Here is a 12,423-nt window from a genome sequence, read left to right as displayed (position 1 = left end):
GGTCCGCACCATCTTGGGGCCGGTACAAACCCGAATCGGAGGGGATTTAGCCAATGAAGCGGATCGTCGTCGTCGCAGCTGTGCTTGCATTCAGTGCCGGTGCGGTCGTTGCACAGCAGGATCAGGTCAAGCGGACCCAGGCCATGATGAAGGACAATGGCAAGAACGCAGGCGCATTGTCGGCGATGGTCAAGGGCGAAAAGCCCTACGACCAGTCGACTGTCAATGCCGCGCTGGCTCAGTTCGAAGACACCGCCAAGAGCCTTCCGACGCTGTTCCCCGAGAGCATGAAAGGTCTCAAGATGGAGGGTGATTACGATGCCTCGCCGAAAGTCTGGGAAGACAAGGCTGGCTTCGAGTCCCAAATTAAGAGCTTCGCCAAGGTCGTCGCCGATGCCAAAGGCAAGATCAAGAATCTCGACACGTTAAAGGCGGAACTGCCTGTCATCGGCAAGCAGTGCGGTGGTTGCCACGAAACATATCGGATCAAGAAGGGCTGATCGCATTCTAACTTTGTGCATGATCTCCGCGCAAACGCGTTCCGCGTTTGTCGCGATGGAAAACCGCTACACATTTTTCCGGATCATGCTCTGGCCTCGAAAAAGGGCGGACGCCGCGAAGTGTCCGCCCTTTGGCGTCAGCCCGTTCGTCTACTCGCGTTCGAACTTACCTGCTTCGTCACCGAATCTACTTGGTGACTTGATTTATTTGGTCACCTGGCCGCGGATTTCGCCGCCCGGATTGGCTGCGGTGTGAATGTTGATGTAGTACCTGCCGGCCACGAGGTCGGCGGCCTGCGCATCGGTCAACGTCGCGCTGCCCTCGACCGGGCTCGACGTCGCATTGGGGACGGCGACAGCGACACCGGCATTCTTGCCGGCTTCCGCGGGCCCGTGGAAATGTGCGGCGGTGGCAGGGCCGGACAGGCCGGAATAGCTCAGTTTCCAGCTCAGCTTCTTGCTCGCGGGATCGTAGTCGATGTCGGCGGTACCGGTGGCCGCGCTGGTGCTGGGCGGCACCTGGGACTTGCCGTCGAGGGTCGCCTTCATCTTGTCGGCAAGAGCGGGCCCTGCAAAAGCAATCCCCAGCGCAAGGGTGACAAGCATGGTCTTGTTCGACATGGTGTTTCTCCCTGTGGACGTCAAAACGGCGATGTCAGCCTCAAAACAACGCCTTTCCGAATTTATTCCCGAGATGCAGACAAAGGTTCGAAATTTCGCAGAAGCCTATGGCGCAAAGTGCGTCCATACTGGTTGTTGAGTTTAGGACTCCCTGACTACGGATCAGTGAATGCTGCGACGAATTCTCCTTGGCTTGATTTTGGCTGGTGTCGCCGGGGCCGGTGTCTTCTGGTGGCTGACGATCCCGGCGGTCGTTGCTCCAGCCTCGCTTCCTCCTCGCACGCCGAACCTTGCCAACGGCGTTGCAACGTTCAACGCCGGAGGCTGTTCCTCCTGCCATGCCGTTCCCAACCAGCCCGATCGGCTGAAGCTCGGTGGCGGGTTAGCAATGCCGTCTCCGTTCGGGACGTTCTACGTTCCCAACATCTCGCCTGATCCGACCTACGGTATTGGCCGGTGGAGCGAGGCGGATTTTGTGACCGCAGTGCTCAAAGGGACGTCGCCGGACGGCGTGCATTATTTTCCGGCCTTTCCGTATACGTCCTACCAGAACGCTACCGTCGATGACGTTCGTGATCTCTTTGCCTATCTGAAGACGCTTGCGCCGGTAAGCGGCAAGACGCGCGATCACGACGTGCCGTTTCCATTCAATATCCGTCGCAATATCGGAGTCTGGAAATGGTTGTTCATGGATGGAAAGCCTCACGTAGCCGATGCCTCACATTCGGCGTCGTGGAATCGCGGGGCTTACCTCGTCAACGGTATGGGCCATTGCGCCGAGTGTCACAGCCCGCGCAATTTCCTCGGCGGTATCGTCGCAGCGCAACGCTTCGCAGGCGGGCCCAATCCGGAAGGAGAGGGCTGGGTACCCAACATCACCCAGAAAAGATTGGCCGAGTGGAGTGCGAAGGATATCGCCTACTTCCTCGAAACCGGGCAAACGCTCGATGGCGACACTGCAGGCGGATCTATGGCGCGCGTGATCAAGAACACGTCGCAATTGCCGCCGGAAGATCGCGATGCCATCGCAGAGTATATCAAGTCGCTGCCGCCGGTCGAGGGACCGCCGCGTCCGAAGAAGGAGAACGCAGAAAAGTCGTGACAGAAAATAGGTTCGTGCGTCGTCAGGGCGTAATGGCCGCGGGGATCGCCTCGCGCCGTTCCGGCAGGGTGGGCACGATCATCAATGGCTTGCGCGGCACGGGCGTGGCAGTTTTGGTCCGTTTCAAATCCGCGGGACGTTTGGCCGACGCAACGTCGGCGAACGATTGATCGAAATCGCCCATCCGGTACAGCACGACGCCGCGATCGAAATAGGCGGTGGCGAAGCGCGGATAATATTGAACGCCCAGATTGTACGTGGCGAACGCCGGGACGGGCTCGAAGCGGCTGATGGGGGCGGCGCCCGATTCCTTGGCTGCTGTGGAGGCGAGCGCGACCGCTCCGCTGGCTAAAGCCTCTCCACCGCGCTGGATGCGCAGTTCGTCCTGCGCTGGAGTGTCGGGCTGCACGGCCGCAACTTCCTGCACGCCGCCGGCGGTTCTGTCGGCCAGTATTTCGGCGGCGCCCGGCGTTTTTGAAAATAATCCGAACACGGTGTAGCCGCCGACCAGCACCGCGGAAATGACCGTTGCCGCCATCGTATTGGAGGCGACCTTTCGTACGGTCTCATATGTCTGGATTGCCTTCGTGGCAGGCGGCTGCAGCGCAATGGCGAGCAACTTATCGTAGGTCGCGCGCTGCTCGGTGTCGGTCAGGATGTCATAGGCGCGCACGAGTTCTCTGAACCTCAGCGCGGCGTCGGGATTGTCGGGATTGATATCGGGATGGGTCGCCTTCGCGGCCTTGCGGAATGCCTTCCGCAATTCCTCGGCGTCATCACTCGGAAGCGCTCCGAGCAAATCGTACAGCGTCCCCATGGTGGTACTCGCGACCGTTTCCCCTCGGACCGTCCCCGCCGCGGAACTTCCGATTGACGACGCCCTAGATAATCAAAAATATCAAGGCGGTAGGATGATCCCCTTATGGCAAAAGCATGCCATGGTTAACGTCGTTAACCATGCACTGCGGTGAGAAGCCCCGCGATCGGGGGAGGCTGAAGCGGTGCGGCCTGCGCCCAAAACCATCCAGCCATCCGCCGGGCGAGGATTTCGGCGATGGAGGCGGGAAGACGAGCCGATACCTAACCCGTGCCGAACGCCTTGAAGGTGATGATGGTGTGGGTGTCCTGGATCCCCGGGATCACCTGCACCTTCTCGTTGACGAAATGGCCGATGTCGGTGTCCTTATCGACGTAGAACTTGACCAGCAGATCGTAGTCGCCGGCAGTGGAATAGATCTCCGAGGCGATCTCGGCCTCCGCGAGCGCATTGGCGACGGCATAGGATTGGCCGAGTTTGCATTTGAACTGGACAAAGAAGGGAACCATCGCTGTCTTCTCCGAATTGGTTGGTCCCAATAGGCCAAAACCGCTGATAATGGCAAGCCAGCTTGCTGGCCATGCCATGGCGCGGTAGGACATTCCATGGCCTTCAACCTACGACTTGCATGAGGTTTGCGATGACGGCGCCGATCGCGCTGACCATCGCCGGCTCCGATTCCTCTGGCGGCGCCGGTATCCAGGCCGACCTGAAGACGTTTGCCGCGCTCGGCGTCTACGGCGCCTCCGTCATCACGGCGCTGACCGCACAGAATACCGAAGGCGTCAGCGGCATCCATCAGGTGCCGGCGGAGTTCGTGACCGCGCAGATCGATGCGGTGTTTTCCGATCTCGACGTCGGAGCAGTCAAGATCGGCATGGTGGCGCAGCCATCGGTTATCGACGCCATCGTCGCCGGTCTCAAGCGCTGGTCGCCGCATCATGTCGTGCTCGATCCCGTGATGGTCGCAACCTCCGGCGATCGGCTGCTGGCTGCAGAAGCGGTCGAGTCGCTCAGGACAAAACTCATTCCGCTTGCTTCGGTCATTACGCCCAATTTGCCTGAGGCCGCCGCGCTGCTCGACGAACCGGTGGCTGCGGGTGAGGCCGCCGTCGAAAGCCAGGGCAGGCGATTGCTGGCCATGGGCTGCAAGGCGGTGCTGATCAAGGGCGGCCACGGGGAGGGCGCCGAATGCGTCGACTATCTGATCGGCACGAGCGGCACCATCGCGCTGGCCGCGCCGCGCATTGCGACGAAAAATACCCATGGCACCGGCTGCTCATTGTCCTCGGCGATTGCAGCGGAGCTCGCGAAAGGCGGGGACATGGAAACCGCCGTGCGTAACGCCAAGGCGTGGGTCAGCGCTGCGATTGCGGCGGCAGATCGCTTCAGCGTCGGCCGCGGTCACGGCCCGATCCACCATTTTCATAAGTTTTACTAGCTGAACTGTCATCCCTGCGAACGCAGGGACCATACGCCGCGGCTTGTCAATTGAAGCAAGCGGCTCGTTATCTTCTCCAACAATAAGCATCGGTGGTTATGCGTCCCTTCCGCTCGCAGGGACGACGAGAAGATGTTGCGGAGGCCGTGTCGCTTGCCTGTCGCATCGCGCTGCTATCCGCGAGAGCCAAGGGCGCGGCATTGATTCTCGTGGGGCTATAGGTCGCGTGAACAGTCATCGCCCTGTCACAGAAATCTGGTAGGTGCACAGATATGGGCAGTGACTCCCTGAGCGAAGAGAGCCCCGAGCGGCGCTTTCGTACCTTGTTCATCTCCGACGTCCATCTCGGAGCCCGCGGCTCGCAAGCCGACCGTTTGCTGGACTTCCTCAAAAGCCACGACGCCGACACCATCTATCTCGTCGGTGATATCGTCGATGGCTGGGCGCTGAAGTCGAGCTGGTACTGGCCGCAATCGCATAACGACTTCGTGCAGAAGATGCTGCGCAAGGCGCGCAAGGGCGCCAAAGTCATCTACGTGCCGGGCAATCACGACGAGTTCCTGCGCAACTACTACGGTACGCATTTCGGCGGCATCGACGTGGTGGAAAACACCATCCACACCGGCGTCGACGGCAAGCGCTATCTCATCATCCACGGCGACATCTTCGATCTCGTGGTGCAGAACGCGCGCTGGCTCGCCCATCTCGGCGACAAGGCCTACGACTTCGCCATTCAGATGAATCGCCTCGTCAACTTCTTCCGCCGCATGTTCGGCGTGCCCTATTGGTCGCTATCGCAATGGGCGAAGCTGAAGGTCAAGAACGCCGTCAACTACATCGGCGCGTTTGAACAGACGCTGGCCGGCGAGGCGCGGCGGCACGGCGCCGACGGCGTGATCTGCGGCCACATCCACTACGCCACCATCCGCGACGAGCACGGCATCCGCTACATGAATTGCGGCGACTGGGTGGAAAGCTGCACCGCGCTCGCCGAGCACGAGGACGGCCGGTTCGAGATCATCACCTGGACCGATCCGCAGCGAAGGGCGGTGCCCGTTCCCCGCGTCGCGGCGCGCGCCGCATGACGCATATCCTCGTCGCGACCGATGCGTGGCATCCCCAGGTCAACGGGGTGGTGCGGACGCTGACCGCGATGGCGGAGGCGGCGACGGGGCTTGGCGTCGAGGTGAGTTTTCTGACGCCGCAATCGTTTCGCACCTTTGCGATGCCGAGCTATCCCGACCTGCGGCTGGCTCTGCCGCTTCCCGGCAAGATCGCACAACTGATCGAAGCGGCAAGGCCCGACAGCATACATATCGCGACCGAGGGGCCGATTGGGCTGTTGGTGCGGCGCTATTGCCGCAAGCGCGGCTTGCCGTTCACCACGAGCTTTCACACCCGGTTTCCGGAATATGTCTCGGCGCGCTCGCCGATTCCGGAATCCTGGGTTTGGTGGGCGCTACGTGCCTTCCACCGGCCGAGCCGGGCAGTGATGGCGGCGACGCCGGCGCTGGCGGCTGAGCTGCGCCTGCGTGGCTTTCGCAACGTGGTGCTGTGGTCGCGCGGCGTCGATACCTCGCTATTCCATCCGCGCAGCGTCGATCTCTGCCTGCCGATGCCGGTATATCTCAGCGTCGGCCGTGTCGCGGTAGAGAAGAATCTCGAAGCCTTCCTCGATCTCGATCTGCCCGGCACCAAGCTCGTCGTCGGCGATGGGCCGGCCCGGATGTCGCTGGAGCGCAAATATCCTGACGCCGTGTTCCTTGGCGCGCGGCATGGCGAGGAACTGGCCGAAATCTATGCGGCGGCCGATGTTTTCGTGTTTCCTAGCAAGACCGACACGTTTGGCTTGGTGCTGCTGGAAGCGCTGGCCAGTGGCCTGCCGGTTGCGGCTTTTCCGGTCAACGGTCCCCGCGACGTGATCGGCTCGGCGCCGGTTGGCGTGCTGAACGAGGATTTGCGCGCGGCCTGCCTGGGGGCGCTGCAGATTTCGCGGAACGAATGCGTGGAATTTGCCGCCGCCCATACCTGGCAGGCCTCGGCGCGGGTATTTGTCGACCATGCCCTCAATCTCGGTCCCCTGCAGCCGGAAGGCGAGCTGGCCGAATTTGTGGCGGAGGACCCGCATTTCGCCGCCTGATATCACCTGAATCTGTATTGCCCGCCGGTCCGCTTGCGCGATACAAAGTGCGCATGACGGAAAAAGCCTCAACGGCACCGGTCGGTGCTGCAGATATCGATGCGGCGGCGCGCGTAGTTGGCCCGTTCGCGGTGCGGACGCCGCTGTTGTCGTTCCCCGTTCTCAACGAGCGCGTCGGGACCAAGGTCTTTCTGAAGCCCGAAATGCTGCAGCGGACCGGATCGTTCAAGTTCCGCGGCGCCTTCAACAAGCTGGCCTCGATCCCGCAGGACAAGCGCGGCGGCGGGGTGGTCGCCTTCTCTTCCGGCAACCACGCGCAGGGCGTGGCGGCGGCGGCGCAGATCCTCAACATGCAGGCCACCATCGTGATGCCGGCGGACTCGCCTATCACCAAGCGCGAGCGCACCAAGGGCTATGGCGCGGAGGTGGTGCTCTACGACCGCGACAAGGAGGACCGCGAAGCGATCGCCAACGGCATCGCCGGCAAACGCGGTGCGACACTGGTCCGGCCGTATGACGATCCCTTCGTCATTGCAGGGCAGGGCACTGCGGGCCGCGAAATCGCCGAGGACATGACAGCGCTCGGGCTCGTACCCGATATCGTGGTAGCGCCGGCCTCCGGCGGCGGACTGATCGCCGGCGTCGCGACGGCCGTGAAGGCAAAATTTCCGCAAGCGCAGGTGATTGTCGCCGAACCCAAGGACTATGACGATCACGGCCTGTCGCTCCGCGCCGGCCATCGCGAGGCCCATCACGCCGCCGGCCGCACCATCTGCGATGCGCTGATGGCGGCGATGCCGGGCGAACTCACCTTCTCGATCAACAGCAAGCTGCTCGCAAACGGCGTGACCGCATCCGACGAGGAAGTCGGCGCGGCGGTGGCATATGCCTACCGGGAATTGAAGCTGGTGGTCGAGCCCGGCGGGGCTGTCGGCCTCGCCGCACTGTTGGCCGGCCGCATCGATGCCAGGGGAAAGAACGTCGTCATCGTGCTTTCCGGTGGCAACGTCGACGCGGACCTGTTCGCCAAACTGGTCGCCTGATCATTACATCTTAAACGAAAGCGGGCAGAGCATGTGCGCTGCCCGCTTTTTTTGTTGCCCGGATATCCTTATTCAGCGCCTGAAGCCGCCGCCGAATGACCCGCCGAACGAGCTGCGGGACGGGCTTGAGGCGAAGTGCTGGCTGAAACCTCCGCCGCCCATGCCGCCGCTGACCCGACGCGGCGCGGTGGTCATCATGGGCCTAGTCATCATGGGCCTGGTCGTGATGGGTTTGGTGACCCGTATCGGGTTGTTATGAATCCTGGGCGGCAAGGTCGTGACCTTGCCGACCTTGCTGCTGTTGTTGCTGGCATTGACAGGGATCGGGTTGATCTTGCCGGGCAGGGTCGTGGCCTTTCCGCCAATGCCATTACTGTTGCCAGTGAGCTTGCCAGGCAGGGTCGTGATCTTGCCCATCTTGCCGTTGTTGATGCCGCCATTGATCGGGTTATTCGTTGCCGTGCCCTTGGCAGGCAGCGTGATGATCTTGGAAGGCACCGGCATGTGGGCCTGGGCACCGAGATTGTGCTTGGAGATGCCGAGCATGGGTGAATTGCCGATGTTCGCCGGTTTGAAATTCGGCGACTGCTTCGCCAGATGCGTGAACTGCATCAGAGGCACGGCCTTCGGCGCGACCTGCAGCTTCAACGCGGACTTGGCGTAGGGGCTGTTGGAATAATTGTCATGGAACGTCTTGTAGGCGAACGGCGAGTTGGCGACCACCGCTTTGTGCCACGCCGTCGCCATTCGCAAATTGCCGAGCAGCATGCGGATGTGGTCGCACAGCGGGTCATGCGGGTAAAGGCGGATGAATTCCTCATAGTACTCGGGCGAACCTTCCGACAGCACGTAGTCGTAAGCCTGGCGCACCGAACGCGACGGCAGACTCGACGCGGCCTGGATGATCGGGCGGCGATCCGGCGCGCGGCCTGCGGCGACCGCGGTATCGCCGAAGAAATAGAAGTCGGAGGTCAGAGACGAGCTCTCCCACGGTGTCTGCTTTCCGGACGTGGTGTTGTTCACTTCGAGCCGGACACGCTTGAACAATTGCTCGATCGGCAGGTTCGGCTCGCGTGCGACATTCAGGAAAGCTGACGTATACGGGCTGTGGTTGCCGTCGCCGTCCTGCGCTTCCATGCCCGGCGCGGTCGAGTAGCCGACGATCGAGCCTCGGGGCGCATCGACGATTGCCAAGCCCCGCCCGGCATCGTTGATCTCGGGGAACGGATTGTTGCGGCAGGCATCGAGCACCACGATGCGCATCCGGCTCGGGATCGATTCCAGCGTGCCCATCACATCGACCAGCCGGACCGAATTGCCGTCAAGATCGGACGGCGAAGCGATCTTCGCATCGACTGGAAGCAGATAGTTCTCGCCCGCCACCTGCACGCCGTGACCGGCATAATAGATCATGGCGACGGTGCCGGGGCCGCGCTCGGCGACCCTGGTGGAGAAGTCCTGCACGACCTTGACCATGTCGCTGCGCGTCAGGTCGGTGGCCTGGGTGACCTCGAAGCCGGCAGAGTTCAAAAGCTGCGCCATCGATTGCGCGTCGTTGCCGGGATTGGCGAGCTTTGGCGCGATCTGGTAATTCGAATTGCCGATCACCAGCGCGACGCGCTGGTCGGCCGGCGGCGTTTGCATGCCGTTGCGGATGTCGACGTTCGGGGCTTCGGCCAACGCCGCACCAGCGAAGCCGAACAGGCCTGCCAGCAGGCCGGCACCCAATAGCAATGACTTAAAGCGGGACATGGCTGCCTCCTCAGGCGAGACCTCGTTGCGAGATTTGCTGCTGGGATGCTAAGCCGGGTGCGGGCTGTCGTACGTGACCGCGGTCACGGTTGCAGCGCGCGGCACTTCCATGCTTGCCGCCGCACGATGCCGCTGACAATCTCGGGTTGCTCCACGGTCGGAGGAACCCGAAATGGGCTTCGGACTAAAGACCACCACAGGAATTATCGCGGCCGTGTTGGTCACGGCGGCGCTGGCTCAGGCGAGCAGTGTGTTCGCGCCGCTTGCGGCGGCATTGTTCATCATTGCGATTGTGTGGCCGATCCAGAAGCAGTTGCAGTCATGGATGCCAAAACTTGCCGCGCTGGCGATCACCATTGTCGCCACCGTGGCAGTCTGCCTCGGCTTCGCCTCGCTCGCAGCCTGGGGATTTGGTCGGGTTGGGCAGTCACTGCTCGCCGACCTGGCGCGCTACCAGGCCCTTTATGCGGCGACGGTAGATTGGCTGGACGGCCACGGCGTGTCCGTTGCGGGCCTGTGGGCCGAACATTTCAACGTAGGCTGGCTGCTGCGCGCCACGCAATATGTCACCGGACGGGTGAACACGACACTCAGCTTCTGGGTGATTGCGCTGGTTTACGTCATGCTGGGGCTTCTCGAAGTCGAAAGCATCAGGCGAAACATCGAACGGCTGGACAACCGTACTGCAGCACGCGTGCTGCTCGACGGCAGCGAAGCGACCGCGGCGAAGTTCCGAAAGTACCTCTTGGTGCGGACGCAGATGAGCGCCGTCACCGGCCTGCTGGTCGGCAGCTTCGCCTGGATTACCGGGCTGCCATTCGCGCTCGAATGGGGCGTTATCGCGTTCGTGCTGAACTATATCCCGTTCATCGGCCCGTTCGTTGCGACACTGTTTCCAACCCTGTTGGCGATGACGCAGTTCGAGACCTGGCCGGCGGTGCTCGGCGTATTCGTGTGCCTGAACATCATTCAATTCGCGGTCGGCAGCTACATCGAGCCGCGGGTGGCCGGCAGCCTGTTGTCGATCTCGCCGGTGGTGGTGCTATTTGCGATCTTCTTCTGGACGTTCCTGTGGGGCCTGTTCGGGACCTTCATCGGCGTGCCCATCGCGCTCGCCACACTCACCTTCTGTGCCCAGCATCCGTCGAGCAGCTGGATTGCTGATCTGCTCGGCGGACCGGAGCCGGAGAAACCCGGCAAGCTCTAGTCGGCTGTCTCGCCTTCGATCTCTACCCGCTCGGGCGGCAACAGGCCCAGCCGGCCATCATGGCCGGCCGTCAGCGAATGAATATAGAAGTACGTCGCCGCAGCGTCGGTCGCACCCATCACTGGCGACGGAGCGGAGATGATTTTTAGCCCGCCGCATGCGCCGATCCAGTCGATATGACGGTGGCCATGCATCACGACGGCGCGATCTCCCAGCGCTTCCAATCTGCGGACGAACCAACTGCCGTTGATCAGCGCCGTTCCGATGCGCTCGGAAAATGCTTTCACCGGCATGGGATATTCCGCCAGGTGGTGGTGCAATGCGACGATCCAGCGCGCCCGCGGAAAATATCCGATGGCTGCCTCGAGGCGATGCGCCTGTTCGACGGATACCAGTCCGAGCGCGTTGGTGAAGGAAAAGTGGGTCTTTGCATTCGAGTTCAGGATAGCTATTCCGAGGCCATCTGCCGGCTCCGGCGGGAGGATCATCGGAAACTGGTCGTCGAAGAGGCTGCGCAGCGCGGCGACACGGCGCAAACCTCCAGACTCCGCAACGGCCACGATCGCGTCGCGGTGCAGCGCCAGCGCCTGTTGCAACGTAGCGGCCGGTCTTCCCTTGGCATCGACGACGTGCACCCGTTCGCCCTGCACGGCCGCCATCGCCGACAGCGTCCGGATCTGCCGCAGCCGCTTGCCGATGCTGAACGGCAGGTCGAGCCTAGCCGGATTGGCGCGGTCGACGATGTTGACGTCGTGATTGCCCGGCAACAGGATCGTGCGCGCGGCAAGCTCCGGGTGGCGCGCCAGTGCTTCGAGGACTAATGCCCATTCGCTGGCGCGACCGGCGTCGGTCATGTCGCCCGTGATCAGAACGTGATCGAGCGGATTGCTGGCGTGGATGGCGGCCAGCCGCGCGAGAATTCGATTGAGCCGGCCATTGCCGCGCGGACCAGCCCGCCCGCTTTCGATGCGAAAGCCATATTGCTCGCCGATCACGTGAATATCCGACAGATGCGCAACGCGCCAAGTCCGGCCCTCGGCCGAGGCGGCATCGAACATGGCAAGATCTAGCGGTTGAGGCATGCTGGCATCGGCAAAACCCCAAACCAGCGATGCGACCGCCAGATAGCCTGCCATCAGTACAACTGCATTCGCAAGCGTGGGCACGGCGAGCCGATGCAGCAAGAGCAGATCGCTCCAGTTACCAGCCCAACGCGAGGCAGGCCAGGCGAGTATCGCGATCACCGCCGCGCATGCCGACAACATGATGCCGGCGCCAACCGAATTGGCGCTGCGCAAGCGCGCCCGGCCGGCAGGGGTGAAGTTTTTTCCTACGATCAGTTCCGTCAGATGACGCAAGGCTTCGCGCGCAAACGCATAGCCCGGCTGCACCGCGAGTGCATTGAGCGACCAGAAATTGATCTCGGCGATCCGAAGCAGCGGGCGCCATCCGACCCATCCCACCGCGACGATCGCGGCCAGTAACAGCGCGGTGCCGATTTCGGTCAGCGCTGCAAGCTGTTCCGACAAGGTGGAAAACCAGGCCGAAGCCAGCAACGGCGCCAGACCGAGCAACACCGACGGCAACAACAGCAAGACCGTCCAGGCGAACAACAGCTTCGGCAAACTGATTTCGACCAGCAGGCTTCCGGCGATTGCCAGCAGCGACCGCTGTCCCGGACTGGCGGCATCATCCTCGATATCGCCGTCGCGCGGATCGACCAGCGTATTCTTTGCGGCTTTGATGGCGTGTCGTTCGGAGATCGGCTTCGTCATTGCTCAATACCGCATCCTGCCGCTC

12 protein-coding genes are annotated in these 12,423 nt (G+C 62.3%); 7 read left to right on the top strand and 5 right to left on the bottom strand.

Annotated elements, in window-relative coordinates:
- Positions 1 to 53: 53 nt before the first annotated feature.
- On the top strand, positions 54 to 500 hold the full coding sequence (locus KJQ96_RS00655) for a cytochrome c (RefSeq protein WP_213284787.1): 447 nt from the start codon (positions 54 to 56) through the stop codon (positions 498 to 500).
- Positions 501 to 704: 204 nt separating this feature from the next.
- Here the strand turns inward: KJQ96_RS00655 and KJQ96_RS00650 are convergent, their stop codons facing one another.
- A complete protein-coding gene (locus KJQ96_RS00650) occupies positions 705 to 1,121 on the bottom strand; it encodes a CHRD domain-containing protein (RefSeq protein ID WP_213284786.1) in 417 nt (138 codons plus the stop codon).
- Positions 1,122 to 1,290: 169 nt separating this feature from the next.
- Between KJQ96_RS00650 and KJQ96_RS00645 the strand changes: the two genes are divergently transcribed.
- Positions 1,291 to 2,223, top strand: a complete 933-nt coding sequence (locus KJQ96_RS00645; protein ID WP_213284785.1) for a cytochrome c — start codon at positions 1,291 to 1,293, stop codon at positions 2,221 to 2,223.
- 22 nt (positions 2,224 to 2,245) lie between these two features.
- Here KJQ96_RS00645 and KJQ96_RS00640 read toward each other — a convergent pair whose 3' ends face one another.
- On the bottom strand, positions 2,246 to 3,040 hold the full coding sequence (locus KJQ96_RS00640; RefSeq protein WP_213284784.1) for a J domain-containing protein: 795 nt from the start codon (positions 3,038 to 3,040) through the stop codon (positions 2,246 to 2,248).
- A gap of 263 nt (positions 3,041 to 3,303) precedes the next feature.
- Positions 3,304 to 3,549 carry an Lrp/AsnC family transcriptional regulator gene (locus KJQ96_RS00635; protein ID WP_065730617.1) on the bottom strand — a complete coding sequence of 82 codons (246 nt, stop codon included), beginning with the start codon at positions 3,547 to 3,549 and terminating at the stop codon, positions 3,304 to 3,306.
- Positions 3,550 to 3,680: 131 nt separating this feature from the next.
- Between KJQ96_RS00635 and thiD the strand changes: the two genes are divergently transcribed.
- The 4 genes from thiD to KJQ96_RS00615 all read left to right on the top strand — a co-directional run bounded on the left by thiD (position 3,681) and on the right by KJQ96_RS00615 (position 7,664).
- Positions 3,681 to 4,481 (top strand): bifunctional hydroxymethylpyrimidine kinase/phosphomethylpyrimidine kinase, encoded by an 801-nt coding sequence (gene thiD, locus KJQ96_RS00630; protein ID WP_213284783.1) that lies wholly within the window; start codon positions 3,681 to 3,683, stop codon positions 4,479 to 4,481.
- A gap of 272 nt (positions 4,482 to 4,753) precedes the next feature.
- Complete coding sequence (locus tag KJQ96_RS00625) at positions 4,754 to 5,566, top strand: UDP-2,3-diacylglucosamine diphosphatase (RefSeq protein ID WP_057844005.1); 813 nt, start codon at positions 4,754 to 4,756, stop codon at positions 5,564 to 5,566.
- Positions 5,563 to 6,621, top strand: coding sequence for a glycosyltransferase family 1 protein (locus tag KJQ96_RS00620; RefSeq protein ID WP_213284782.1), 1,059 nt, complete (start codon positions 5,563 to 5,565; stop codon positions 6,619 to 6,621). The genes KJQ96_RS00625 and KJQ96_RS00620 overlap by 4 nt, the downstream gene beginning before the upstream one ends.
- 53 nt (positions 6,622 to 6,674) lie before the next feature.
- Positions 6,675 to 7,664 (top strand): threonine/serine dehydratase, encoded by a 990-nt coding sequence (locus KJQ96_RS00615; protein ID WP_028348579.1) that lies wholly within the window; start codon positions 6,675 to 6,677, stop codon positions 7,662 to 7,664.
- A gap of 72 nt (positions 7,665 to 7,736) precedes the next feature.
- Here KJQ96_RS00615 and KJQ96_RS00610 read toward each other — a convergent pair whose 3' ends face one another.
- The gene (locus tag KJQ96_RS00610; RefSeq protein ID WP_213284781.1) at positions 7,737 to 9,416 is read right to left on the bottom strand and encodes a caspase family protein; all 1,680 of its coding nucleotides are present in this window, start codon (positions 9,414 to 9,416) and stop codon (positions 7,737 to 7,739) included.
- Between the two features lie 172 nt (positions 9,417 to 9,588).
- On the opposite strand from KJQ96_RS00610, the gene KJQ96_RS00605 reads away from it, so the two are divergent.
- Positions 9,589 to 10,623, top strand: a complete 1,035-nt coding sequence (locus KJQ96_RS00605) for an AI-2E family transporter (RefSeq protein WP_213284780.1) — start codon at positions 9,589 to 9,591, stop codon at positions 10,621 to 10,623.
- Here KJQ96_RS00605 and KJQ96_RS00600 read toward each other — a convergent pair.
- A complete protein-coding gene (locus tag KJQ96_RS00600; protein WP_213284779.1) occupies positions 10,620 to 12,398 on the bottom strand; it encodes a metallophosphoesterase in 1,779 nt (592 codons plus the stop codon). The genes KJQ96_RS00605 and KJQ96_RS00600 overlap by 4 nt on opposite strands.
- Positions 12,399 to 12,423 lie beyond the last annotated feature (25 nt).

It is taken from the genome of Bradyrhizobium sp. sGM-13 (assembly GCF_018398875.1).
In the GTDB taxonomy this organism is placed as follows: Bacteria; Pseudomonadota; Alphaproteobacteria; order Rhizobiales; family Xanthobacteraceae; genus Bradyrhizobium.
The sequence above is the reverse complement of the archived record's forward strand: the minus strand, read 5'-3'. Positions and strand labels throughout refer to the sequence as shown.

Excerpts from the sequence above, each read along its gene's own strand:
- KJQ96_RS00655 (WP_213284787.1), top strand. The coding sequence starts at position 54 with ATGAAGCGGATCGTCGTCGTCGCAGCTGTGCTTGCATTCAGTGCCGGT.
- KJQ96_RS00650 (WP_213284786.1), bottom strand. The coding sequence starts at position 1,121 with ATGTCGAACAAGACCATGCTTGTCACCCTTGCGCTGGGGATTGCTTTT.
- KJQ96_RS00645 (WP_213284785.1), top strand. The coding sequence starts at position 1,291 with ATGCTGCGACGAATTCTCCTTGGCTTGATTTTGGCTGGTGTCGCCGGG.
- KJQ96_RS00640 (WP_213284784.1), bottom strand. The coding sequence starts at position 3,040 with ATGGGGACGCTGTACGATTTGCTCGGAGCGCTTCCGAGTGATGACGCC.
- KJQ96_RS00635 (WP_065730617.1), bottom strand. The coding sequence starts at position 3,549 with ATGGTTCCCTTCTTTGTCCAGTTCAAATGCAAACTCGGCCAATCCTAT.
- thiD (WP_213284783.1), top strand. The coding sequence starts at position 3,681 with ATGACGGCGCCGATCGCGCTGACCATCGCCGGCTCCGATTCCTCTGGC.
- KJQ96_RS00625 (WP_057844005.1), top strand. The coding sequence starts at position 4,754 with ATGGGCAGTGACTCCCTGAGCGAAGAGAGCCCCGAGCGGCGCTTTCGT.
- KJQ96_RS00620 (WP_213284782.1), top strand. The coding sequence starts at position 5,563 with ATGACGCATATCCTCGTCGCGACCGATGCGTGGCATCCCCAGGTCAAC.
- KJQ96_RS00615 (WP_028348579.1), top strand. The coding sequence starts at position 6,675 with ATGACGGAAAAAGCCTCAACGGCACCGGTCGGTGCTGCAGATATCGAT.
- KJQ96_RS00610 (WP_213284781.1), bottom strand. The coding sequence starts at position 9,416 with ATGTCCCGCTTTAAGTCATTGCTATTGGGTGCCGGCCTGCTGGCAGGC.
- KJQ96_RS00605 (WP_213284780.1), top strand. The coding sequence starts at position 9,589 with ATGGGCTTCGGACTAAAGACCACCACAGGAATTATCGCGGCCGTGTTG.
- KJQ96_RS00600 (WP_213284779.1), bottom strand. The coding sequence starts at position 12,398 with ATGACGAAGCCGATCTCCGAACGACACGCCATCAAAGCCGCAAAGAAT.